Origin of the sequence: Gemmobacter sp. LW-1 (genome assembly GCF_001303875.1) — a bacterium.
Classification (GTDB): domain Bacteria; phylum Pseudomonadota; class Alphaproteobacteria; order Rhodobacterales; family Rhodobacteraceae; genus Gemmobacter; species Gemmobacter caeni.
In genome coordinates this window covers 1-23,453 of sequence record NZ_LJSC01000025.1, presented here as the reverse complement: position 1 = coordinate 23,453, position 23,453 = coordinate 1, and the positions used below count along the sequence as shown (strand labels likewise).

At 65.2% G+C, this 23,453-nt stretch carries 21 protein-coding genes; 12 read left to right on the top strand and 9 right to left on the bottom strand.

Annotated elements, in window-relative coordinates:
* Positions 1-3 precede the first annotated feature (3 nt).
* A complete protein-coding gene (locus AO684_RS03510; RefSeq protein ID WP_054301361.1) occupies positions 4-651 on the top strand; it encodes an RNA-binding protein in 648 nt (215 codons plus the stop codon).
* Complete coding sequence (gene infB / locus AO684_RS03505) at positions 648-3,266, top strand: translation initiation factor IF-2 (RefSeq protein WP_054301360.1); 2,619 nt, start codon at positions 648-650, stop codon at positions 3,264-3,266. Before AO684_RS03510 ends, infB begins: the two co-directional genes overlap by 4 nt.
* Before the next feature lie 66 nt (positions 3,267-3,332).
* On the opposite strand, the gene AO684_RS21975 is transcribed toward infB, so the two are convergent.
* From AO684_RS21975 to AO684_RS03485, 4 genes are all read right to left on the bottom strand, one after another.
* Positions 3,333-3,470, bottom strand: coding sequence for a hypothetical protein (locus tag AO684_RS21975; RefSeq protein WP_054301359.1), 138 nt, complete (start codon positions 3,468-3,470; stop codon positions 3,333-3,335).
* Between the two features lie 108 nt (positions 3,471-3,578).
* Positions 3,579-3,977: an 8-oxo-dGTP diphosphatase MutT gene (gene mutT, locus AO684_RS03495; protein ID WP_054301358.1), complete on the bottom strand. Its 399-nt coding sequence runs from the start codon at positions 3,975-3,977 to the stop codon at positions 3,579-3,581.
* An 81-nt stretch (positions 3,978-4,058) separates the two neighbouring features.
* Complete coding sequence (gene argJ, locus AO684_RS03490; RefSeq protein WP_054301357.1) at positions 4,059-5,456, bottom strand: bifunctional glutamate N-acetyltransferase/amino-acid acetyltransferase ArgJ; 1,398 nt, start codon at positions 5,454-5,456, stop codon at positions 4,059-4,061.
* Positions 5,457-5,475: 19 nt separating this feature from the next.
* Positions 5,476-6,321 (bottom strand): peptidylprolyl isomerase, encoded by an 846-nt coding sequence (locus AO684_RS03485; protein WP_054301356.1) that lies wholly within the window; start codon positions 6,319-6,321, stop codon positions 5,476-5,478.
* Positions 6,322-6,510: 189 nt separating this feature from the next.
* Between AO684_RS03485 and secA the strand changes: the two genes are divergently transcribed.
* The 3 genes from secA to AO684_RS03470 all read left to right on the top strand — a co-directional run bounded on the left by secA (position 6,511) and on the right by AO684_RS03470 (position 11,829).
* Complete coding sequence (gene secA / locus AO684_RS03480; RefSeq protein ID WP_054301355.1) at positions 6,511-9,222, top strand: preprotein translocase subunit SecA; 2,712 nt, start codon at positions 6,511-6,513, stop codon at positions 9,220-9,222.
* 103 nt (positions 9,223-9,325) lie between these two features.
* Positions 9,326-10,291, top strand: a complete 966-nt coding sequence (locus AO684_RS03475) for a hypothetical protein (RefSeq protein ID WP_054301354.1) — start codon at positions 9,326-9,328, stop codon at positions 10,289-10,291.
* A gap of 14 nt (positions 10,292-10,305) precedes the next feature.
* The gene (locus AO684_RS03470) at positions 10,306-11,829 is read left to right on the top strand and encodes a phosphate ABC transporter substrate-binding/OmpA family protein (protein ID WP_054301353.1); all 1,524 of its coding nucleotides are present in this window, start codon (positions 10,306-10,308) and stop codon (positions 11,827-11,829) included.
* Here AO684_RS03470 and radC read toward each other — a convergent pair.
* A complete protein-coding gene (gene radC / locus AO684_RS03465; RefSeq protein ID WP_054301352.1) occupies positions 11,801-12,571 on the bottom strand; it encodes a DNA repair protein RadC in 771 nt (256 codons plus the stop codon). The two genes, AO684_RS03470 and radC, sit on opposite strands and share 29 nt — an antisense overlap.
* Positions 12,572-12,671: 100 nt before the next feature.
* Between radC and AO684_RS03460 the strand changes: the two genes are divergently transcribed.
* A complete protein-coding gene (locus AO684_RS03460) occupies positions 12,672-13,664 on the top strand; it encodes a C45 family peptidase (RefSeq protein ID WP_200907789.1) in 993 nt (330 codons plus the stop codon).
* Positions 13,665-13,670: 6 nt separating this feature from the next.
* On the opposite strand, the gene AO684_RS03455 is transcribed toward AO684_RS03460, so the two are convergent.
* The 3 genes from AO684_RS03455 to AO684_RS03445 all read right to left on the bottom strand — a co-directional run bounded on the left by AO684_RS03455 (position 13,671) and on the right by AO684_RS03445 (position 16,236).
* Positions 13,671-15,134, bottom strand: a complete 1,464-nt coding sequence (locus AO684_RS03455; RefSeq protein ID WP_054301351.1) for a multicopper oxidase family protein — start codon at positions 15,132-15,134, stop codon at positions 13,671-13,673.
* A 38-nt stretch (positions 15,135-15,172) separates the two neighbouring features.
* Positions 15,173-15,499 (bottom strand): hypothetical protein, encoded by a 327-nt coding sequence (locus tag AO684_RS03450; RefSeq protein ID WP_054301350.1) that lies wholly within the window; start codon positions 15,497-15,499, stop codon positions 15,173-15,175.
* 98 nt (positions 15,500-15,597) lie between these two features.
* A complete protein-coding gene (locus AO684_RS03445) occupies positions 15,598-16,236 on the bottom strand; it encodes an SGNH/GDSL hydrolase family protein (RefSeq protein WP_054301349.1) in 639 nt (212 codons plus the stop codon).
* Between the two features lie 113 nt (positions 16,237-16,349).
* Between AO684_RS03445 and AO684_RS03440 the strand changes: the two genes are divergently transcribed.
* Genes AO684_RS03440 through AO684_RS03430 form a run of 3 tightly spaced genes read left to right on the top strand, consistent with a single transcriptional unit; the run spans position 16,350 to position 18,109 of the window.
* Positions 16,350-17,258, top strand: coding sequence for a co-chaperone YbbN (locus AO684_RS03440; RefSeq protein ID WP_054301348.1), 909 nt, complete (start codon positions 16,350-16,352; stop codon positions 17,256-17,258).
* Between the two features lie 27 nt (positions 17,259-17,285).
* On the top strand, positions 17,286-17,930 hold the full coding sequence (locus AO684_RS03435) for an LON peptidase substrate-binding domain-containing protein (RefSeq protein ID WP_054301442.1): 645 nt from the start codon (positions 17,286-17,288) through the stop codon (positions 17,928-17,930).
* Positions 17,927-18,109, top strand: a complete 183-nt coding sequence (locus tag AO684_RS03430) for a Trm112 family protein (protein WP_054301347.1) — start codon at positions 17,927-17,929, stop codon at positions 18,107-18,109. The genes AO684_RS03435 and AO684_RS03430 overlap by 4 nt, the downstream gene beginning before the upstream one ends.
* Positions 18,110-18,112: 3 nt before the next feature.
* On the opposite strand, the gene AO684_RS03425 is transcribed toward AO684_RS03430, so the two are convergent.
* Entirely contained in the window at positions 18,113-19,339 is a 1,227-nt protein-coding gene (locus AO684_RS03425; RefSeq protein WP_054301346.1) for a UbiH/UbiF/VisC/COQ6 family ubiquinone biosynthesis hydroxylase, read from the bottom strand.
* 84 nt (positions 19,340-19,423) lie between these two features.
* Here AO684_RS03425 and AO684_RS03420 point away from each other — a divergent pair, with 84 nt between their 5' ends.
* The 3 genes from AO684_RS03420 to AO684_RS03410 all read left to right on the top strand — a co-directional run bounded on the left by AO684_RS03420 (position 19,424) and on the right by AO684_RS03410 (position 23,444).
* Positions 19,424-20,752 (top strand): amidase, encoded by a 1,329-nt coding sequence (locus AO684_RS03420; RefSeq protein WP_054301441.1) that lies wholly within the window; start codon positions 19,424-19,426, stop codon positions 20,750-20,752.
* A gap of 128 nt (positions 20,753-20,880) precedes the next feature.
* On the top strand, positions 20,881-22,059 hold the full coding sequence (locus tag AO684_RS03415; RefSeq protein ID WP_054301345.1) for an aminotransferase class I/II-fold pyridoxal phosphate-dependent enzyme: 1,179 nt from the start codon (positions 20,881-20,883) through the stop codon (positions 22,057-22,059).
* A gap of 8 nt (positions 22,060-22,067) precedes the next feature.
* Positions 22,068-23,444 carry a DNA translocase FtsK 4TM domain-containing protein gene (locus tag AO684_RS03410; RefSeq protein ID WP_054301344.1) on the top strand — a complete coding sequence of 459 codons (1,377 nt, stop codon included), beginning with the start codon at positions 22,068-22,070 and terminating at the stop codon, positions 23,442-23,444.
* Positions 23,445-23,453: the final 9 nt, after the last annotated feature.

Here is a 23,453-nt window from a genome sequence, read left to right as displayed (position 1 = left end):
CCCATGACGCGCGGCGGCCGCAAGGACGACAGGGACAGCCCGGAACGGCGATGCATCGTTTCGGGTGACTCCGGGCCGACGGCCGGGTTGATCCGTTTCGTCGCGGGGCCGGATGGCGACGTGGTGCCCGATCTGCTGGGCAAGCTGCCGGGCCGGGGCTTCTGGGTGACTTCCACCCGCGAGGCGCTGGACCGTGCGGCGGCAAAGGGCCTGTTCTCGCGTGCGGCGCGGACCAGGGTTACGCCGCCCCCGGCGCTGGCGGACCTCATCGAGGCGATGCTGGCGAAGCGCGTGGTCGAACTGTTGAGCCTCGCCCGCAAGGCGGGGCTGGCGGTGACGGGGTACGAGAAGGTGAAGGGCTGGCTTGTGGATGGCACGGCGACCGTGCTGATCCAGGCCAGTGACGGGTCGGAACGGGGCAAATCGAAGCTCCGCCCGCCTGCGAAGACGGGGCTGTTCATCGGCTGCCTGACCGGACAGGAAATCGGTTTGGCTTTTGGCCGCGAAAGTGCCATACACGGCGCGCTTGCGGCTGGTGGACTCAGCGACCGTGTTGTAGAGGAAGCGGCAAGGCTGGCAGGGCTCCGGGGTGGAGTCGCAGGCCAGCATGACGGCGGCGAGACCGCCGGAGAGGATACGAAGACGGTATGAGCGATACGGACGGTAAAAAACCCCTCGGGCTTGGTGGCGGCGCTGGCAAGCGCCCAGGTCAGGTGAAGCAGAGCTTCAGCCACGGCCGGACCAACACCGTGGTGGTGGAGACCAAGCGCAAGCGCGTGGTGGTGCCGAAGCCCGGCACCGCAGGCGGTGCCGCAGGTGGCGGCTCGGCCTCGCATCTGGGCGATCCGTCGAAGCGCCCCGCCGGGATCTCCGACGCCGAGATGGAACGGCGCCTGGCTGCGCTGCGCGCCGCCAAGGCCCGTGAGGCCGAGGATACCGCGCGCCGCGCCGAGGAAGAGCGTCAGCGCGAGGAAGATCGTCAGCGCCGCCGCGAGGAAATCGAGGCGAAGGAGCGCGAAGAGCGCGAGCGCGAAGCGGCCATCAAGGCCCGTCAGGAAGAAGAAGAGCGTCAGGCGCGTGCCGAGGCGGAGGCCAAGGCGGCCGCTGCCGCGCAGCGCAAGGCGGATATTCTTGGCACCAAATCGCGTGCGCAGATCCAGCGCGAGCAGGAAGAGGCGCGTGCCGCTGCCGAAGCCGCCAAGCCTGCCGCGAAATCGCGTGAGGCCGCCCCGGCTGCCCCTGCGACCGAGGAAGAAGCACGCGGCGCTGCCAAACAGCCCGCAACGACTGTCAGCCCGCGCAAGACTGACCGCGAGCGCGAAGATCGTGACCGGGACCGTGGTGCCAAGGGCAAGGGCGATGATGGCCGCCGTTCCGGCAAGCTGACCCTGACTGCCGCGCTGGATGGCGAGGGCGGGCGCACCCGCTCGCTCGCCGCGATGAAGCGCAAGCAGGAAAAGGCCCGCAACAAGGCCATGGGATTCGGTCAGAAGGCCGAAAAGCAGGCCCGCGACGTGCAGCTGCCTGAAACCATCGTTGTCAGCGAACTGGCCAACCGGATGGCGGAACGCGCCGCCGACGTGGTCAAGGCGCTGATGAAGATGGGCATGATGGTCAACATGAACCAGACCATCGACGCCGATACCGCCGAAATCATCATCGAGGATTTCGGTCATCGCGCCGTGCGCGTGTCGGATTCCGATGTGGAACAGGTCATCGACACCGTCGAAGACAAGGCCGAGGATCTGGAATCGCGTCCGCCGATCGTGACCATCATGGGTCACGTCGACCACGGCAAAACCTCGCTGCTGGATGCGATCCGCAAGGCCAACGTCGTGTCGGGCGAGGCCGGTGGCATCACCCAGCACATCGGTGCCTATCAGGTGAAAACGCCGAATGGTTCGCTGGTCTCATTCCTCGATACGCCCGGTCACGCGGCCTTCACCTCGATGCGTGCCCGTGGCGCGCAGGTGACGGATATCGTGATCCTGGTGGTCGCGGCCGATGACGCCGTGATGCCGCAGACGATTGAAGCTATCGCCCACGCCAAGGCGGCGAAGGTGCCGATGATCGTCGCGATCAACAAATGCGACAAGCCGGATGCCAACCCGCAGAAGGTGCGCACCGACCTGCTTCAGCATGAAGTGGTGGTCGAGGCGATGTCGGGCGACGTGCAGGATGTCGAGGTTTCTGCCAAGACCGGCAAGGGCCTGAATGACCTGCTGGAAGCCATCGCTCTGCAGGCGGAGATCCTTGAACTGAAGGCCAACCCGAATCGCCCCGCCATGGGCGCGGTGATCGAGGCAAAGCTGGATGTCGGTCGCGGCCCGGTTGCCACCGTTCTGGTGCAGAACGGCACGCTGAAACGCGGCGACATCTTCGTCGTGGGCGAGAAGTGGGGCAAGGTTCGCGCGCTGATCAACGACAAGGGTGAAACCGTCACCGAAGCCGGACCGTCGGTTCCGGTCGAGGTGCTGGGCCTGAACGGCACGCCCGAAGCCGGTGACGTGCTGAACGTGGTGTCGACCGAGGCGCAGGCGCGCGAGATCGCGGATTACCGCGAACAGGCCGCCAAGGACAAACGCGCCGCTGCCGGTGCCGCGACCACGCTGGAACAGCTCATGGCGAAGGCGAAGGCCGATGCCGATGTGGCGGAACTGCCGGTGCTGGTGAAGGCCGATGTGCAAGGTTCAGCCGAGGCCATCGTTCAGGCGCTGGAAAAGATCGGCAACGACGAGGTGCGCGTGCGCGTGCTGCACTATGGTGTGGGTGCGATCACCGATACCGATGTGGGTCTGGCCGAAGCCTCGAACGCGCCGATCATCGGCTTCAACGTCCGGGCGAATGCGACCGCGCGCAACGCGGCGCAGCAGAAGGGTGTGGAAATCCGCTACTACTCGATCATCTATGACCTGATCGACGACATCAAGTCGGCGGCCTCGGGGCTGCTGAAGGCCGAAGTGCGCGAAAACTTCATTGGTTACGCGCAGATCAAGGAAGTCTTCCGCATCACCGGCGCGGGCAATGTGGCGGGTTGTATCGTCACCGAGGGCGTTGCGCGCCGTTCGGCTGGTGTGCGCCTGCTGCGCGACAACGTGGTCATCCACGAAGGCACGCTCAAAACGCTCAAGCGCTTCAAGGACGAGGTCAAGGAAGTGCAGTCCGGTCAGGAATGTGGCATGGCCTTCGAACGCTACGAGGATATCCGGGCGGGCGATGTCATCGAGATCTTCGAACGCGAGGAAGTGCAGCGCTCGCTGGCCTGAGGTCAGTGGCGCGCAAAGCAAAAGGCCGGGCAAACTGCCCGGCCTTTTGCTTTTTCATCGGTTGTCTCAGTTGCGCGCACCGGACACCGGATAGCCAACGAAGGTCTTGTCATCGACCCGCACCATCAGCTTTCCGTCCTGCGTCGAGCCGACCACAATTCCCTGCACGGATACACACGAACCCAAGGCGATCGTTCTCAGCATCTCTCCCCCCAAATTCAGCCAGAACGGGTAAAGAATACGGGGGAAGTGGTTAACCCGCTACTAAGAAAATTTCACAAAAGAGGCAAAATTCTCGTTGCCTGCAAAAAATTAAAGCCAGTCGCGCAAGATCGGGATGAGTGGAATATCGGCGGGCGGCATCGGGTAATCCTTCAGTGCCTGTGCCCGCACCCAGGCGATTCGCTGCCCTTCGCGGCCGGTGGGAATGCCTTCCCAGCGCCGGCAGGCGAAAAGCGGCATCAGCAGGTGGAAATCCTCATAGGCGTGGCTGGCGAAGGTCAGCGGCGCGAGGCAGCTTTTCCAGGTGTCGATGCCCAGCTCTTCCTTCAACTCGCGGATCAGGCAGGCCTCGGGTGATTCGCCGGATTCAACTTTGCCGCCCGGAAACTCCCACAGCCCGGCCAGAGATTTGCCCTCGGGGCGTTGCGCCAGCAGCACGCGACCGTCAGCGTCGATCAGCGCCACGGCGGCGACGAGAAGAATCTTCATGGCAGATGTTCCGCTTCTGGCAGGTGCCGGGGGACTTCGCGTCCCCCGGACCCCCTGTGGGATATTTATGAACAGATGAAATCAGGAGCGGTAATCCGCGTTGATCTCGATGTAACGGCTGGTCAGGTCGCAGGTCCAGATCGAGCGTTTGGCCCGGCCCATCCCCAGATCGACACCGATCACCAGTTCCGAACGGCGGAAATAGGCGGCGCCGTCTTCCTCACGGTAGTCGGGGTTGCGCCAGCCTTTTTCGGCGACGATCAGATCGCCGAAGGTGATACGCAGCTTGTCACGCTCTGCCGCCGCGCCGGATTTGCCGATAGCGGCAATGATGCGGCCCCAGTTCGGATCTTGCCCGGCCAGCGCGGTCTTGACCAGCGGGCTGTCGGCGATGGCTTTGCCGACGCGCAGCGCGTCCTCCGCCGATGCGGCGCCGGTGATCTGGATTTCCACGAACTTCGTGGCGCCTTCACCATCCTTCACAACCTGATGCGCCAGATCCATCATCACACTGCGCAGCGCGGCCTCGAAGGCCTTGGCGACGGGTCCGGTGGCCTTGACCTCTGCCGCTGCGCTCTGGCCGGTGGCGCAGAGGAGCAGCGTGTCCGAAGTGGAGGTGTCGCTGTCGACGGTGATCGAGTTGAAGGTCTCGTCCACATTCCGCGACAGCATCTTTTGCAGGTTGGCGGCACTGATCTTCGCATCGGTGAAGATATAGACCAGCATCGTCGCCATATCCGGCGCGATCATGCCCGACCCCTTGGCGATGCCCGAGATATGAATCGGACCACCTTCGCCTTCGATCACGGCGCTGGCCCCCTTGGGGAAGGTGTCAGTGGTCATGATGGCTTCGGCAGCCGACTGGATCGCCTCTTCCGTCAGGCCCTCGACCAGCGCGGGCATGACGGCGGTGATTTTCTCGAAGGGCAGGGGTTCACCGATCACGCCGGTGGAGGAGGAAAACACCCGGCTGGCGGGCAGCCCCAGTGCCGCGGCGGCGCTGCCGGTGACCTCGGCCACCGCCTTGTCCCCGATCTTGCCGGTGAAGGCATTGGAATTGCCCGAGTTCACCACGATGGCGGCGCCGGCATCGGCCGGCACCTTCATCGCCAGTTTCTCCTGGCAGTCACGCACGCAGCCCGAGCGGGTGGAGGAGCGGGTGAACACCCCGGCCACGGTGGTGCCTGGGCACAGGCTGACCAGCATCACGTCGCGGCGGTTCTGATACTTGATCCCGGCGCCGACTGCGGAAAAGGCCGCACCCTTGATGACCGGCAGCACCGGGAAGGCCGCAGGGGCCAGCGGCGACACCGGCTTGGCAGCCTTCTTCACCGCAGCGACCGCAGCTTCGGCCAAATCCTCGGCGCGGTCTTTGGCGGTTTCTGCCGCCTCTTCCAGTTGCGCCGTGAGGGTGGCGACCTTCTTCTTCAGCTTCTTCTTGAGGGCCTTGGCTTCGGCCTTCCAGTCGGTCTTGCTCATGGCGCAACTCCGGCAGAGATTACTTGTCCAACAAGCTCTCGTCTTTCAGGACGGCCGGGTCAATCCCTTCGCCCGGTTTCTCGACCTTCGCATCCTTCTCCAGCGCGGCGAGGTGATCGGTGATCGCGGTTTTCTCGATCTCGGCTGCAAGCTCGTCGCGCACATCGTCCAGCGCGGGCGCGGCGGAAGGACGCGTTTCGACCAGCTTGATCAGGTGCCAGCCGAAATCGGTTTTCACCGGACCGACCAATTCACCCGGCTTCATCGCCACAACTGCATCCTCGAAGGGTTTGACCATCATACCGGGGCCGAACCAGCCCAGATCCCCGCCATTGGCGGCGGTGCCGTCGGTGCCGTGGGTCTTGGCCGCATCGGCGAAATCGACGCCGCCCTCGATCTGTGCCTTGATTTCATTGGCCTTCTCCTCGCTGTCCACGAGGATATGCGCGGCGTGATATTCGGTGCCGGGCTTGAAGTCCTTGTATTTGGCGTCATAGGCGGCTTGCAGTGCGGCATCGGTCACGGCCGCTGTCACCACCTGTTGCAGCGCGATGGCCGAGATCTGGCCACGGCGTTCATTTTCCAGCGTGATCTGGTCGCGCTTCGACAGGTTCTTTTCCACCGATTGTGCCAGAAGTGTCTGTTGCACAAGCTGATCCAGGATCCCCTTGAACAGGACGTCATCGGGCAGCGCCTGATATTGCGGCGGCAGCGAGGCGCGCATGGCGATCATCTGCCCCAGCGTCACCGGGGTACCGTTCACATCGGCCACAACGGTTTCGGCCGTGGGGTCGGCAGCGAGTGCCGGGGCGGCGAGGGCCACCGTCAGCGCAAACGCCCCAAGGATCGTTGTTATTTTCGCCATATCACCGTCTCCTGATCGGGGCGCGTGCCGCGCCACGTTGACTTGGCGCTTCCGCCCCCTTACATCCGCGAAGGTCGCGCGAGACGGGGCACCTTCCGCGCCTTTCCGGGTTCTTCTATGAAAGCTGGGTGAGGCGGGCAAGGCCCCCGTCTCGCACGTTTCTGTCAGCAACCGGACACCGGAGAAAACATGCTTGGTCTCGGAACGCTCGCGCGGAAGGTTTTTGGCACGCCCAATGACCGCAAGGTCAAATCGGTTCGCCCGATGGTCGCCAGGATCAACGCGCTGGAGCCGGAGTTTCAGGCGCTGAGCGACGAGGATCTGATCGCGCGCACCCGCGCCCTTCAGGACCGCGTGCAGAACAAGGGCGAAAGCCTTGACAGCATCCTGCCCGAAGCCTTCGCCAACTGCCGTGAAGGCGCGCGCCGCGCGCTGGGCCTCCGGGCCTTCGACGTGCAGCTGAAGGCAGGGATCTTCCTGCATCAGGGCAATATCGCCGAGATGAAGACCGGCGAGGGCAAGACGCTGATGGCGACTTTCCCGGCCTATCTGAACGCGCTGGCGGGCAAGGGCGTGCATGTCGTCACGGTGAACGACTATCTGGCCAAGCGCGACTCTGAATGGATGGGCAAGGTCTTTGCCCAGCTTGGCCTGACCTGCGGCGTGGTCTACCCCTATCAGCCCGAGGCCGAGAAACACGCGGCCTATCGCGCCGACATCACCTATGCGACGAACAACGAGCTGGGCTTTGATTACCTTCGTGACAACATGAAGGGCAGCATCGATGAGATGATGCAGCGCGGCCATTTCTTCGCCATCGTGGACGAGGTCGACTCGATCCTCATCGACGAAGCGCGCACGCCGCTGATCATTTCAGGCCCGAGCCAGGACCGCAGCGACCTTTACACCCGCGTCGATGCGCTGATGCCCGAACTGACTGAGGCGCATTTCAAGCTGGACGAAAAAGGCCGCAACGCGACCTATACCGAAGAGGGTAACGAGTTCATCGAAAGCCGTCTGCGCCAGTCCGGTTTGCTGCCCGAAGGCCAGACGCTTTACGACCCCGAAAGCACGTCTCTGGTGCATCACATCAACCAGGCCCTGCGCGCCCACAAGCTGTTCCACCGTGATCAGAATTACATCGTGCGCGACGGCGAGGTGGTGCTGATCGACGAATTTACCGGCCGGATGATGCGGGGCCGCCGCCTGTCGGACGGGCTGCATCAGGCCATCGAAGCCAAAGAAGCGGTGCAGATCCAGCCCGAGAACGTGACGCTCGCTTCCGTGACCTTCCAGAATTACTTCCGTCTCTACAACAAGCTGTCGGGAATGACCGGCACCGCCCAGACCGAGGCGGAAGAATTCATGGAAATCTACAAGCTTGGTGTGGTCGAAGTGCCGACGAACCGTCCGGTCGCGCGGAAGGACGAACACGATCAGGTCTATCGCACCGCGCGCGAGAAATACGAAGGTGTGGTCAAGGCCATCGGCGAGGCGCATGAAAAGGGCCAGCCGATCCTTGTTGGCACTACTTCGATTGAGAAATCGGAATTCCTGTCCGACCTGCTGAAACAGGCCGGTGTGCCGCATAATGTGCTGAACGCGCGGCAGCACGAACAGGAAGCGCAGATCGTGGCGGATGCAGGGCGCTTCGGCGCGGTGACCATCGCCACCAACATGGCCGGGCGCGGTACTGATATCCAGCTGGGTGGCAATGTCGAAATGAAGGTGATGCAGGCCATCACCGCCGACCCGCATCTGCACCCGGACGAAGTGCGCGCCAAGGTCGAGGCGGAACATGCCGCAGAAAAGCAGAAGGTGATCGAGGCGGGCGGCCTGTTCGTTCTGGGCACCGAACGCCATGAAAGCCGCCGCATCGACAACCAGTTGCGCGGCCGTTCGGGCCGTCAGGGCGACCCCGGCCGCTCGGTCTTCTTCTTGTCACTGGAAGACGATCTGATGCGGATTTTCGGCTCGGAACGGCTGGACAGCGTGCTGTCGAAACTGGGGATGAAGGAAGGCGAGGCCATCGTTCACCCCTGGGTCAACAAGTCGTTGGAACGCGCGCAGGCAAAGGTCGAGGGCCGCAACTTCGATGTCCGCAAGCAGCTGCTGAAGTTCGACGACGTGATGAACGACCAGCGCAAGGTGATCTTCGGTCAGCGGCTGGAGATCATGCAGGCCGAGGATCTGTCGGAAATCGCGCAGGACATGCGCTATCAGGTCATCGACGATCTGGTCGAACAGTTCATGCCGGCGAAGACCTATCCTGAACAGTGGAACACGACCGGCCTTTATGCGGCGCTGCTGGAAAAGATGGCGCTGGACGTTCAGGTGATCGACTGGGCGAAGGAAGAGGGCGTCGACCAGGATGTGATCCGCGAACGGCTGGAGAAAGCCTCGGATGCCATGATGGCCGAGAAGCTGGAAAGCTTCGGGCCGGAAACCATGCGCAACATCGAAAAGCAGCTTCTGTTGCAAACCATCGACGGCAAGTGGCGTGAACACCTGCTGCGGCTGGAACATCTGCGCTCGGTCGTGGGCTTCCGTGGCTATGCCCAGCGTGACCCGCTGTCGGAATACAAGACCGAGGCTTTTGCCCTGTTTGAAACCATGCTGGACGGGCTGCGTCAGGATGTGACTCAGAAGCTCGCTCTGATCCGGCCGGTGACGCAGGAAGAACAGCAGCAGATGATGGCGCAATATCTGGCGCAGCAGCAGGCCGCGCAGGACGCCGCCGACGCGGCGGCGGCTTCGGGTAGCCATGAGGCGGTGGAACATATCGCAGCGGCTGGCTTTGACGAGGCCGACCCCTCGACCTGGGGCAACCCGTCGCGCAATGACCCATGCCCCTGCGGTTCGGGTGAGAAGTTCAAGCATTGCCACGGTCGCCTCGTCTGAGGCGGCCCACCGGCGCGCTGCTGGAAACATTCCCCGCTTTCGCCACGGAATGGCCCGGTTTCCTGACTAGTCCTGACCGGGACAAAAACTCGGGAGCCTTCCGATGGACATGAAACGTCGAATCGCACTTGCCGCCGCGCTGCTGGCTGTCGGGCTGGGCGCTGGTCATTTCGTGCAGAACCGTGCTGCGGAAGAGAAACTGGCCGCGCAACGGGAGGCCGCCGTGAAGGTGAAATCGACCAGCGTGGTGCCGCTGGCTGCCGAATCCGACCCGGCCCCGATCATCCTGACGCGGCCCGCTGCCGAGGTGCCCGCTGCGCCAATGCTGACGCCACAGCCGGACAGCACCCCCGCGAAGATTGCGCCACCCGCCATGCCGCAGGATACTGCCCCGACACAGGCCGAGGCCTGCCCCGTGACGCTGGATCTCGCGGCCAAGGACCATGCCATGCTGGGCCTGACCCTGCTGGCCCCCTGCCAGCCGGACGCGCGCGTTGTCATCAAACAGGGCGGGCTGGCCGTCACCGGAAAGACATCAGCCACCGGGGCGCTGTTTCTTGATCTGCCCGCGATGACGACGGATGGCACCGTGACAGTCAAGCTGGCGGATGGCACCCGGGTCGAGGCAACCCGCCCGATGCCCGAGGTCGCGGGGCTGCGCCGGTTCGCGGTGCAATGGCTCGATGCCGATGCGTTCCAGTTGCAGGCGTTTGAAAACGGGGCCGATTATGGCCAGCCCGGCCATGTTTCGGCCAATGCGCCGCACACGCCGGTGCCGGGCAAACCGCTGACCGGCGGGTTCCTGTCCCTTCTGGGGGACGATTCGGTCGATCTGCCGATGCTGGCCGAGGTTTACACCTTCCCGGCCAACGGCATGCCGGATGTGGTGGTTGAGGCCGCTGTTACCGATGCGACCTGCGGACGCGAACTGCTGGGCGAAACTGTGGCGTCGGTCGGCGGAAAAAGCGACAGCTCTGAACTGACACTGGCCATGCCGGACTGCGCAGCGAAGGGCGATATTCTGGTATTGAAAAACCTCGTGTCCGGGACGAAACTCGCCACAAGGTAACTTGAAGGCCCGATATGCGTTTGATGCTTTGGTGCGCGGCGGTTTTCGCCGCGCTCTCGTTTTGCGGACAGGCGGCACAGGCGCAGGATGTCACCCTGACCGCGCGCGACGGGTCTTTGTCGATCGACGGCACGCTGATGGGCTTCGACGGTGAGTTTTACCGGGTCGAAACCCGGTTCGGCATGCTGACGGTGGATGGCGAAGGCGTGATCTGTGACGGACCGGGCTGCCCCGACCTGACCGCAACACTTGCTGTTCTGCGCATCACCGGGGCCGAGGCGCCGGGCAAGGCGCTTTTGCCGCCGCTGCTGGCCGCTTATGCGAAAACGCGCGGGCTGGCTCTGAAGCTGGAACCGCAGGACGCCGGTTTCATCGCGGCTTTGTCGGAAACCGGAACCGATCAGGTGCTGGCGCGCATCACCTTCATCCCGTCCTCGCCGGAGGAGGCGCGGGCGGCACTGTTGTCCGGCGCGGCAGAGCTTGCGGTTTCGGCAACCGCCGATAAGGGTTTCGGCGCACGGGCCATGGCGCTGGATGCGCTGATCCCGATTGTCGCGCGCGACAACCGGCTGCCCCGGATCTCGACCCCCGATCTGGCGCAGGCGCTGTCGGGCGAAATTCGCAACTGGCAGGCGCTGGGCGGGCCTGACATGCCGCTGGCGCTGCATGCGCTGGCAAAGGATACGTCGGTGCAGCAGGCTTTGGTGGTGCGTCTGGGGCGTGATGTGCCTGCGGTCGTGATCCATGACACGCCCGAGGCACTGGCCGAGGCAGTGGCGCGTGACCCCTGGGCGCTGGCGATCACCGGGCAGGCGCAGCGCGGCGCCGCACGGGCATTGCCGCTGACCGACAGCTGCGGCTTTCCGCTGTTGGCGGACCGGGCACTGGTGAAGGCCGGGGATTATCCTCTGACCTTTGCCATCAGCCTCCTGACGCCGCGCCGCCGCCTGCCGCTGTTCGCACGGGAATTTCTGGATTTCCTCGACCATCCGGCAGCCGAAACTGCCGTGGCCGGGGCTGGATATATCGACCGCGCCCCAGAAAGCGTGCCGCTGACTGCGGACGGGCTGCGCCTGCTGAACGCGATCAAGGGGGCAGGGGGTGATGTGCCGCTGGCCGAGCTGAAACGTCTGGCCGATGCCATGGCGGGCGCCAACCGGTCGTCGCTGACCTTCCGGTTCGAGGATGGGTCCGCGACGCTGGATGCGCGCTCGCGCGAAAACCTGCGCCTGCTGGCGCGCTTGATCGAGGTTGATGCCTTTCGTGGAAACAGGCTGATCCTCGCGGGATTCTCTGATGGTTCGGGCGATGGCGCGGCCAATATGCGGCTGTCGGAAAGCCGGGCCATCGGTGTGCTGACCGCGCTGTCTGCGACATTGCCGGGCGGCACCGATCCTGCACGCCTGCCAGAGGTCGAAGCGTTTGGCGAGGCGCTGCCCATGGCCTGCGACACCACGGCCGCCGGGCGCCGCGCCAACCGGCGGGTGGAGGTCTGGTTGCGCCCGGTGTTCACAGATAGCCCTGAGACCGGAAACTGAGCTCCCGCTCTTTCCCGATGATCAGATGATCGTGCAAAACAAGGCCCAGCACCTCCGCCGCGTCGCGGATCTGCATGGTCATTTGTATGTCTGAATCCGAGGGTGTCGGGTCGCCGGAAGGGTGATTGTGCACCAGAATCAGTGCGCTGGCATTCAGTTCCAGCGCCCGTTTCACCACTTCGCGGGGGTAGACCGGCACATGATCCACCGTGCCGCGTGCCTGCTCCTCATCCGCGATCAGCACATTCTTGCGATCCAGAAACAGGATACGGAATTGCTCGGTTTCCCGATGCGCCATGGTGGTGTGACAATAATCCAGCAGCGCGTCCCAGCTTGACAGCACCGGCCGGTGCATCACCTTCGCCCGCGCCATCCGCTGCGCCGCCGCCTCAACGATCTTCAATTCCTGCACCACCGCCTCTCCCACCCCTTTCACTGCCAGAAGACGCGGCACCGGGGCGGCAATCACGCGGTTGAAATCGCCGAAGGTTTCCATCAGCAGCCGGGCCAGCGGCTTCACATCCTGCCGGGGGATGGCACGAAACAGCAGAAGTTCCAGCAATTCGTAATCCGGCAGGGCGGTGGCGCCGCCCTCCATGAACCGTGCGCGCAGGCGTTTGCGGTGGTCGGCAATATACGAGGGCAAGCGCCCCGGCAGGGCCGCACCTGTCGCCTCATCCTCGTCGCCTGACGGGGCGAAAAGGGGCAGGGGAGCTTCGGCGAAGGCGCGGGATCTGGTCATGCCGCCAGCTTGCGCCCCGACTCGTAAACGGGCGGTTAACCGCAGCAGGGCTTGTCATCCGCCAGTCCTCCGGCTTCGATGGCAGAAAACAGGAGGCAGCATGACACTCGGTCAACTGAAAGCCCAAGGCACCCCGCGCGAGATCGGGCGGGCGGCAGTGCTGACCCATCTGCGCGGCAACCCCTTCTGGCGCGAGGTGGTCGATCCGGTACACGCAGGCCGCCGCGCCCGGATGGCGGAAACCGTGCGCAACTGCTTTCCGGCGATCTGGGCTGAGATCGAGGGGCTGGCCGAAGGGCTGGACCTGTCTTTCGCCGAGGTTTTCTCCTGGCAGTGCCGGGGGGACATCCTCGCCGCGCTGCCGCCGTTTGCTGAAGCCGAGGGCTGCACCTCGGTCCTGCGCCCCGGCACCCCGGCGGTTATGGCGCATAACGAAGACGGCTACCCCAGCCTGCGCGGCCAGTGTTTTCTGGCTGATCTGGCGCCAGAGGGTGCGCCGCGGTTCGTCAGCTTCTGCTATCCGGGGTCCATTCCAGGCCATACTTTCGCGATGACCGACGCGGGGCTGGGGATGACGGTGAACAACATCCGCCTGCAAGGGGTGGAGCCTGCGGTGCCACGCATGGTTCTGGGCCGGGCGATGCTGGCCTGCGCCACAGCGGCAGATGCGGTGGCGCTTCTGGAAAGCGCGAACTCTGGCGGCTTTCACATCGGGCTGGGCGAGGCCGCCAGCGGGCGGCTCTGGTCTGTGGAATATGGCGGCGGGGCGCTGTCCGCGCAGGAGGTGACTGCGCCCTTCGCCCATGCCAATCACGCGCTGCACCATCCAGGCGGGCTGGCATCGCAATATATCACCCGGTCTTCCGCAGACCGGCAGGCGCGGGCTGAGGCTTTGCTGGCTGGCGATCCGCTGGCGGTGCTGGCCGATGCCGCCGGGCCGGGCCTGCCGATCCGCCGCAGCGACCCGCGCGACCCGGATGAGGAGAACACGCTGGCCACTGTGGTGATGCGGCTTGACGGTGGCGGGATCGACTGGCGGGTTTATGACGATCCCGCGCAGCCGCCGACCCACGCAGGGTGGATCGGCGGCTGAGGCGGCTCAGGCGGAGACCGCGAGTTCCGTCATCATTCCGGTCGCCAGATGGCCCATGTGGTGACAATGCAGCATCCAAGGCGCGACCTCACCCGCGTCAAAGGCGATGGTCACGCTGCCCATGGCGGGCACATGCACCGTATCGCGCAGCGCACCCGCGAAACGGGTGCCGTTGACCTCGACCACCTGAAACACATGGCCATGCAGATGCATCGGATGTGCCATCATCGACATGTTATGGAACATCAGTTCCACCCTCTCGCCGTTTTTCGCGGCGACCGGGGTCCGGTTGTCCCATGTCTGGTCATTGATCGTCCAGACATAGGGCTGCATCGCGCCGCCCAGCATGACCATCTGCCGGTTCTGCACCGGGCGCTCGGGGAGCGAGGTTACGGCACGCAAGGCCAATTCCTGCCGCATGTCGCCGGAAACCGGCGGATGCGCCTCGTCGGAAAGCGTGGCCATCCGGGGGATTGCGGCGCCCTTCGGGGCCAGAACGATGCCGGTGCGTTCGCGCGCGCCTTCGCGCAGGGCGAGTATGGGCAGTGCGGCACCATCGGCGGGCAGGTTGATCTCGATATCCAGCCGCTGTGCCGGGGCGATGGAAAAGCGGTCGCCGGAAAGAGGCTGCACCGGCTCGCCATCCACCGCGACCAGCCGGGCCGGGGTGCCGGTATCCACCCAGAAAGCGGTCATCGAGGCACCGTTGATGACCCGTAGCCGGATGCGCCCGCCCGGTTCGACGGCGATGACCTCTGGGTCGTCCAGCGTGCGGTCATTGGCCAGATAGGCGTCGAAGTTGAAATCGTTGAGGTCCATGGCCATGTCAGCCATACCGCTCATCTCGCCCATGGTCCCCATGCTGCCGTGCCCCATGGCGGAATGATCCATGCCAGCCGGCGCGCCGTGGTTCATGCTGCCATGATCCATCGCCATGCCGCCCGTTACCTCTGCCAGCACTTCTTCCGGCGAACGGAAAGCGAAGTCGTGCAGGAACATCACCACCTCTTGCCGGTCGGCGCGCAGATCCTCGGCGCTGCGCAGGATCAGCGGTGCGGCCAGAAGACCGATTTCCTGCTCTGGCAGATGGCTGTGCATCCAGAAGGTGCCGGGGCGGGGCGTGTAGTCATAGCCACGGGTCTCGCCCGGTTTCAGCATCGGGTTGGTGTTGGGCACGCCATCCTGCGCATTCGGGGGGATCTGGCCGTGCCAGTGGATGATCGTCTCGACCGGCAGCGCGTTGGTCAGATCGACGCGAAAGCGTTGATCAGTGTCGAGCGTCAGGCCAAGGCCGCCCTGGGCATTCATCAGCCCCATGACGGTGGCCGCGCGACCGCCAACCTCGATTACGCGCGTGGTGGCGGTCAGCGACAGCGGGGCGGTGGCGGCACGCAGCCGGGCGGGCACTGCAAGCGAAGCGGCCATAGCCGCAGAGGCGGCCATGAAGCCGCGGCGGGAAAATCGGGTCATCTTGATCTCCGGTCAAAAGTGGGACTTTGGGACAGGAGTCAAAGGCGTGGTGGCTTGCCTTCCGGTTCGGGGCCGGTGGAGGCTGCAAGGGCAAGAACCGGCGCCGGTTCGAACGGCACGACACGCTGCACCAGGCCAGGCGGCGCGAAGGCTTCGGTCATCACCGTCTGGCCCAGACAATGCTGGCGACAGGTTTCATTCATCCTGTCAGCGGTCATGCTGTGGCAATCGGGGGTGGTCATGGCCTGCGCCCTCTGCGGCTGTGGCATCGCATTGGCGATGGACACCGCGCCGGGCGACAGGCCGACAGCCGCCATAAAGACGGTGACAGCCAACAGTCGAAACAAGGCAGCCCTGAAACCCATGATTGCAGCTTACTGCGGGGGAACGAGCCTGTCAGATGAAATTTCCGGCACCGGACAAGGCGTCGTTCGCGAGCCTGCCCGTCGCATCGGGCAAGTTCTCACACCAGCGCCGCCACTCTTTCGGCCACGGCTTCGCCCAGAGCCGCATGGGCCTCTGCCTCGAAATGCACGCCATCGACCGGGCTGACGCTGATCACCTCCCCTGCGTCCAGAAAGGCTGCCCCGCGAGAGGTGGCGAGCGCGCGGTAGAGTGGGGGCAGGGCCAGAGATTTGGTGCGGGCACCCCAGAAATCCGGCGCGAGGACGCCGGTTTCCAGCACCGGCGGCGGGCAGATCAGCAGCACGCGGAAGCCACCATGCCGGGCCTGCATCTCGACCCCGAGCGCAAGGTCCAGCAGCCCGGCGATGCCGCCCATTACCGTTTCGGGGCTGGCGCCGAAGCGGGTTTTCACATCATTGGTGCCCAGCATGATGGTCAGCACATCCAGCGGCCCGTGGCTTTGCAGCGCCTGCCGCAGCGCCGGATGACCGTTCATCAGCCCGTCCATGCATGGGTCGTCGAATTGCGCGGTGCGGCCTGGCAGACCTTCCTCCACCAGTTCCCACTCCGGCCCCAGTGCCGCCAGCGCCCGGCGCGGCCAGCGGACATCCGGGCCGAAGCGATGATAGCTCACGCGGTCGGTCATCGGGGGCGAACCGTGGGTATTGCTGTCGCCGAAGGTCATCAGAACGGGCATCGCACTCTCCGCTTTTCCGGCAGGCTAGTGCCGGACGCAGGAAATGCAATTCCCCTTGGCCTTTTGCGGCACTGCGCCCATATAGGGGCAAAGCTGCAAGACACGAGGACGCGATGTTCGGACTGGATTCCCAAAAGACCGCCCCCGCCGGGGCCGATCTGATCAAGGATTCGTCGGAAGCCACCTTCATGGCCGATGTGATCGACACAAGCCGCGAAGTGCCGGTGATCGTCGATTTCTGGGCGCCGTGGTGCGGCCCATGCAAACAGCTTGGCCCCGCGCTTGAGGCGGCTGTGACCGCGGCCAAGGGCCGGGTCAGGATGGTCAAGATCAACGTTGATGAAAACCAGATGATCGCGGGGCAATTGCGTATCCAGTCGATCCCCACGGTCTATGCCTTCTGGCAGGGCCAGCCGGTCGATGGCTTTCAGGGCGCGCTGCCGGGGTCGGAGCTGACCAAGTTTATCGAGCGCGTTGCCGCCATGGCAGGTGACGGCGGTCTGGGCGAGGCGCTGGAGATGGCGGAACAATCGCTGACCGATGGCGATGCCGTCGGTGCGGCCGAAATCTTTGCCGCGATTCTGGGCGAGGAGCCGGAGAATGCGGCCGCCTATGGCGGGTTGATCCGTGCGCATATGGCGGCGGGCAATATCGAACAGGCCGAGGCATTCCTTGCCGGTGTGCCCGCGAAGATCGCCCACGCCAAGGAGGTCGAGGCGGCTCGGGCGCAGATCGAGCTTGCCAAGCAGGCTGCCAATGCGGGCCCGGAGGCGGAGCTGCGCGCGGCGGTCGAGGCCAATCCCGACAATCATCAGGCGCGCTTTGATCTGGCGGTGGCGCTGAATGCCTCGGGCAAGGTGGACGAGGCGGTGGACGAGTTGCTGGACCTGTTCCGCCGGGACCGCGAATGGAATGACGGTGCCGCGCGTGCCCAGCTTTTCACCATCTTCGACGCGCTGAAGCCGCAAGACCCCATCGTGCTGAAGGGGCGGCGCAAACTTTCGTCGATGATATTTGCCTGACCTGCCGCGCGGCCTAGTTTGATGGCCATGATCAAAGCTGCCGACCTGCCCGACCTGATCCCGGTCTTTCCGCTGCCGGGCGCGCTGCTTCTGCCGCGGGCCCGTTTGCCGCTGCATATCTTCGAGCCGCGTTATCTGGCGATGCTGACCGATTGCATGAAGACCGAACAGCGGTTGATCGGGATGGTCCAGCCCCGCGAGGTGCCGCGGGCCGGGGTACCGCGTCTGCATGCCATCGGCTGCGCTGGTCGCCTGACCGGGTTTTCCGAAACCGAGGACGGACGCTATATGATCACCCTTTCGGGGGTGTCGCGCTTCCGCCTGCGGGAAGAGGTGCAGGGTTTTCAGCCTTATCGCCGCTGGGCGGTGGACTGGGCGCCCTTCGCCCGCGATCTTGGTGCGGCGGAAACCGATCCGGGTTTTGACCGCGACGGCTTTCTGGATCTGCTGGCGCGGTATTTCCAAAGTCAGGGCCTGTCTTCCGACTGGGGCAGCCTGAAGGAGGCCGAGGCCGAATTGCTGGTCAATTCGCTGTCGATGCTGTGTCCGTTCGAGCCGGCGGACAAGCAGGCGCTGCTGGAGGCCCCCTCGCTGCCCACGCGACGCGAAACGCTGGTGACGTTGATGGAAATCGCCCTGCGCGGCGGCACGGAAGGAGAGCGTCTGCAATGACCGATCAGAACACCCCCGAACGGCGGATGCTGGAGGCGCTGGTCTGCCCGATGTCGCAGGCGCAACTGACCTGGGATGCCGAGCGGCAGGAACTGATATCCAAGGCCGCGCGGCTGGCGTTTCCTGTGCGCGACGGCATCCCGATCATGCTGGTCTCGGAAGCCCGCGCGCTGGACTGATCCTCAGATCGGCTTCCCGTCCAGGAGTTTTGGCAGATCGCCTGTCAGCCCCGCCGCCTGCCGCATGAAACCGCGCCGCAGGCCGGGCAGGGCGTTCACCGCGCCAAGCCCCAGATCGCGCCCCAGCCGCAGAAGTGGATTGCTGTTGGAAAACAGCCGGTTGACCGTATCCATGCCAAGCGCCAGCGTCGTGGAATCGAACCGCCGCCAGCGTTGATAGGCGTCGAGCGTCGTCAGGCTGCCAAAATCCTCGCCCCGCCGATGCGCCTCGATGACCACCTGCGCCAGCGCGGCCACATCGCGCAGGCCGAGGTTCAGCCCCTGACCGGCAATCGGATGCACGCCATGCGCGGCATCGCCCACCAGTGCCACGCGCGGCGCGATGAAGCTGGTGGCCAGCGTCAGGTTCAGCGGATAGGTGAAGCGGGCGCCCGCCAGTGCGATCTCGCCCAGAAAATCGCCGAAGCGCGGACGCAGCGCGGTCAGATAGCCTTCATCGTCCAGTGCCTGTATGGCGCGTGCGGTCGCGTCGGCCTCGCTCCAGACGATGCTGGAATGGTGGCCGCCCGCCAAGGGCAGGATGGCCAGCGGGCCGGAGGGCATGAAGAACTGATGCGCCACCCCTTCATGCGGCTTTTCATGCCGGATCGCGGTGACAAGCGCGGTCTGCCCATAGCCCCAGCCTGTGCGTCGGATACCGGCGCGGGCGCAGGTGCCTGATTGCCGCCCGTCGCAACCTGCCAGCAGCCGTGCGCTCAGCCGCTGACCCGAGGCGAGTGTGACAGTAATGCCCTGTGCCCACGCCTCCTGTGCGGTGACGGTTTCACCCGACAGCAACGTGATGCGGGGTTCGTCCCGCATGGCTTCCAGGAAGGCCGCATAAAGATGCCGGTCCTCGACCATGAAGCCCATCGGGCCTTCCTCAAGCTCGGCCGAATCGAATCCCAGCACCCAGGGCGCGGCGCCTTGCCCCGCCTCGCCATCACTGGCCCTGATCTTGAGGATCGGCTGGCTTTGCGCGATGCGCGGCCAGACGCCGGTTGCCATCAGCAGGCGTTTCGACGCCAGCGCCAGCGCATAGGCGCGGCCGTCGAACCCGGCTTCGGCCCGCGCGGGGGCGGGGCGACTGTCCACCACGGTGACACGCAGCCCGCCGCGGGCCAGTGCAAGGGCCAGCGCGGGGCCGTTCAGCCCGCCGCCCGCGATCAGAATATCGGTATCCGGCATCATGCGCCCAATATGGCGCGCCAAGCGGGATTGTCCATGCGCCGTTGCGTCGCTAGCCTGCGCCAAACAGCGGAGTTTGCGGCGATGATGGACAAATGGCTCGGGCGCAGTGCGGCGGATCTGGGACGGGCAATCGACGCGGGAAAAATCAACCCGGTTGACCTGACCGAGGCTTTCCTCGACGCCATCGCCCGCCACCCTGATGCGAAGCGCATCTATGCCCGCACGACGGCGGACCGGGCGCGCTCCACCGCAGTTTCCGCAGTCGGTCGTGCGCGCGCCGGAACCCGCATCGGCCCGCTGGATGGCGTGCCGCTGAGCTGGAAAGACAATTTCGATGCGGCGGGCGTGCCTTGCGAGGCCGGATCGGCGCTGCTGAAGGGCCGGGTGCCGGATACGGATGCCGAGCTTCTGCATGGAGCGACGACGCAGGGTCTGGTCTGTCTGGGCAAGACACATATGACGGAACTGGCGTTTTCCGGCCTCGGGCTGAACCCGGTGACGGCAACGCCGCCCTGCATCAACTTCCCCGATGCGGTGCCGGGCGGGTCATCCTCGGGCGCGGCGGCTTCGGTGGCCTTCGGGCTGGCGCCTGCTGCCATCGGCTCGGATACCGGCGGGTCGGTGCGGGTGCCAGCGGCCTGGAACGATCTGGTCGGGCTGAAAACCACGCATGGCCGGCTGTCGACCAAGGGGGTGGTGCCGCTGTGCGACCGTTTCGATACGGTCGGCCCGCTGGCGACGACGGTGGAGGATTGCGCGCTGATCCTTTCTGTCCTGTCAGCCCGTCGTGCGGCGGATCTGAACGGAGCGAGTCTCACCAACGCCCGTTTCGGCGTGCTGAAAACCGTGGCGCTGGATGATCTGCGCGACGCGCCGGCTCAGGGGTTTGACGGGGCATTGCGCCGCATGGCCAATGCAGGCGCCACCATCGACGAGTTCGATGCCCCGGAAGTGGCCGAGGCGATGCGGCTGGCTGCCGACCTCTTCACGCCCGAAGCCTATGCAATCTGGGGCAAGACCATCGAGGCGGCGCCGGACAAGATGTTTCCTCCGGTGCTGGAGCGTTTCCGGGCCGGTGCTGCGGTCACGGCGACAGCCTATATCGCGGCCTGGCGGCGGCTGGAGGATCTGCGCAAGATCTGGGAGCGCCGGGTTGGCGGTTTCGATGCCGTGCTGATCCCGACCTCGCCCATCCTGCCGCCAGATGCGAAGCGGCTGATGGAAGATCACGCCTATTTCACCTCTGAAAACCTGCTGGCGCTGCGCAATACCCGCATCGGTAACGTGCTGGGCCTGTGCGTGCTGACCCTTCCGACTGGCCAGCCGTCCTGCGGGATTTCGCTGATGGGCCCCGCGATGCAGGAGGAACGCCTGCTGCGGCTGGGCGCCGCGGTGGAACGCGCGCTGGGCTGAGGGCGCAAAAGTCACATTCGCCCGGCACATACAACCGATTGTGTCACGATCTACTGGACCGGGCAGGGCTTGCCCGCTATCCTCATCGCAAACGGGGCGATATGACCCCGAGATGAGGCAGTATACCAATGGCGTTTCCTGAGCGGTTCTCGAACCTGCCGGATTATGCGTTTCCGCGTCTGCGGAAATTGCTGGATCATTTGCCCCCCGGCGGGGCGCCGGTCGCCATGACGATCGGCGAGCCGAAACATGCGATGCCCGATTTCGTCGGGCCGATTCTGGCGGCGAATCTGGACGGCTTCTCGGTCTATCCGCCGAATGACGGCACGCCCGAACTGCTGGCCGCTATTTCTGGCTGGGTGCAGCGGCGCTATGGTGTGGCGCTGGGGGCGGATCGTTTCATGGTGCTGAACGGCACGCGCGAGGGGCTGTTCAACGCCTGTATCGCGCTGTGCCCGGAAACCAAGAACGGCAAGCAGCCCGTGGTGCTGATGCCGAACCCGTTCTATCAGGTCTATGCCGTGGCGGCGCTGACTGTGGGGGCGGAGCCGGTCTATGTGCCAGCCACCGCTGCGACTGGCCATCTGCCGGATTTCGCAGGGCTTTCTGCCGATCTGCTGGACCGGGTGACAGTCGCCTATATCTGCTCGCCCGCCAATCCGCAGGGCGCGGTGGCCAGCCGCGACTACTGGAAAACCCTGCTCGCGCTGGCTGAGAAGCATGATTTCCAGATTTTCGCGGATGAATGCTATTCCGAGATCTGGCGCAACAGCCCGCCGCCCGGCATCCTTGAGGTCGCGGCCGAGGTGGGTGCCGATCCCGAACGGGTGCTGGCCTTTCATTCGCTGTCAAAACGGTCAAACCTGCCCGGTCTGCGGTCGGGTTTCGTGGCCGCCGGGCCGCAAAGCATGGAGCGTCTGCGCAAGCTGCGGGCCTTTGCCGGTGCGCCACTGCCGCTGCCCTTGCAGCGCGTGGCGGAAGCCGCCTGGAGTGACGAGGCGCATGTGGCCGCTTCGCGCGCGCTGTATCAGGAGAAATTCGCGCTGGCCGACCGGATCTTCGGCGGCATGCAGGGCTATCAATCGCCCGAAGGCGGGTTCTTCCTCTGGCTGCCGGTCGAGGATGGCGAGGCGGCGGCGCTGAAGCTCTGGACCGAGACGGGCGTGCGGGTGTTGCCGGGCGCCTATCTGTCGCGCGATGTCGGCGGGCAGAATCCGGGCAAGCCCTATATCCGCGTCGCTTTGGTGGCGCCAAAAGACGAAACGGAACGCGGCCTGACGAAGCTGCGCGACTGCATTTACGGCTGAGGTGGCAGATGGCTTTGTATCAGATGCGTCAACGTGATCCGCTGGTGGACCCGAACACCCAGGCCGCGCTGGAGCGCCGCGCGCGCGAGTTGATCGGGCTGGGCCTGATCGCCGCCGCGCTGCTGTTCACCGTCATGCTGCTGAGCTACTCGCCCGAGGATCCGGGCTGGATGGTCGCCACCGATCAGCCTGTGCGCAACTGGCTGGGTGGGATCGGCGCGGCTATCGCCTCGACCCTGATGATCATTACTGGCAAGGGGGCCTGGGCCATCCCGCTGATCCTGTTCGCCTGGGGTATGCGCTTCGTGCTGCATCGCGGTGCCGAACGTGCTGTGGGCCGCGTGGTCTTCGCCCTGATTGCTGTGGCCATGGCCTCGGTCTTTGCCGCGACCCATGTGCCGGGTGCCGACTGGCCGCATGCCTTTGGCATCGGCGGGCTGTTCGGAGATACCGTGCTCGGGGCGATGCTGGGCGTCGCGCCGGTGAAAGCGACGTTCGGGCTGAAGGTCATGTCGCTCATCTCCGGGCTGGCGCTGCTGGGTATGCTGCTGTTCGTCACCGGCTTTGACGCAGAAGAGCTGCGCGTGCTGCGGCATTTCCTCGCCCTGGGCAGCGTGATGGCCTATTCGCAGATCATGGTCTGGGCGGGCCGCGGAACCGCTGGTGCGGCGCGCGCGGCACAGGCGGCCCAGGCGCGGCAACGCCAGCGTCGGGCAGAGGCCCAATCGGCACGGCTTGCCGAACCTCCGCCGCAGATGCAGCCCGCGATGATGGCCCCTGCGGCCCTGTCGATGCCGGGCGGAGCCGCCCGCCGCAATCGTGTCATCCGCGCCGATCTCCAGCCGACGCTGCCGATGCATCTGCCGGTCGAGAATGATCTGCTGGAAGCCGATGAGGATGATGGTTTCGTGCCGGACTTCGGCGCTCCGGCCAAGCTGGGCGGCGGGGTAGGCCGTGCGCCGGCTCGTCTTGCAGCACCTCAGATGGAGGCGCCCGCGCCGCGCCGGAAGGAAGGGCTGCTGGGCCGTCTGCGCCGGGTGGTAGAGCCTGATCCGATGCCCGAACTGCCGGTGATGCAGGCCGCAATGCCCGAGGCCGATCTGGCCCCGGAAGACCGGATCAAGGCCCGCATCTCTGACGTGATCCGCAGCCGCGTGCGGCATGGCAAGGGTGTGGCTGCGCCGCAGCCGCATATGACGCCGCTGCAAGCCGCGATTGCCCGCCGTGAACCGGCGCTGAACCGTCGTGGCCTGCGGATCGAGCCGCCGGTCATGGCCCCAGCAATGGCCGCACCCGAACCGGCGATGGCAGAGCCCGCGAATGCGATTTCCGCACCCCGCAGCCTTCAGGGCGCTTTGCAGGGTGGTTGTCCCGGTCTTGTGTGAGCCGATGTG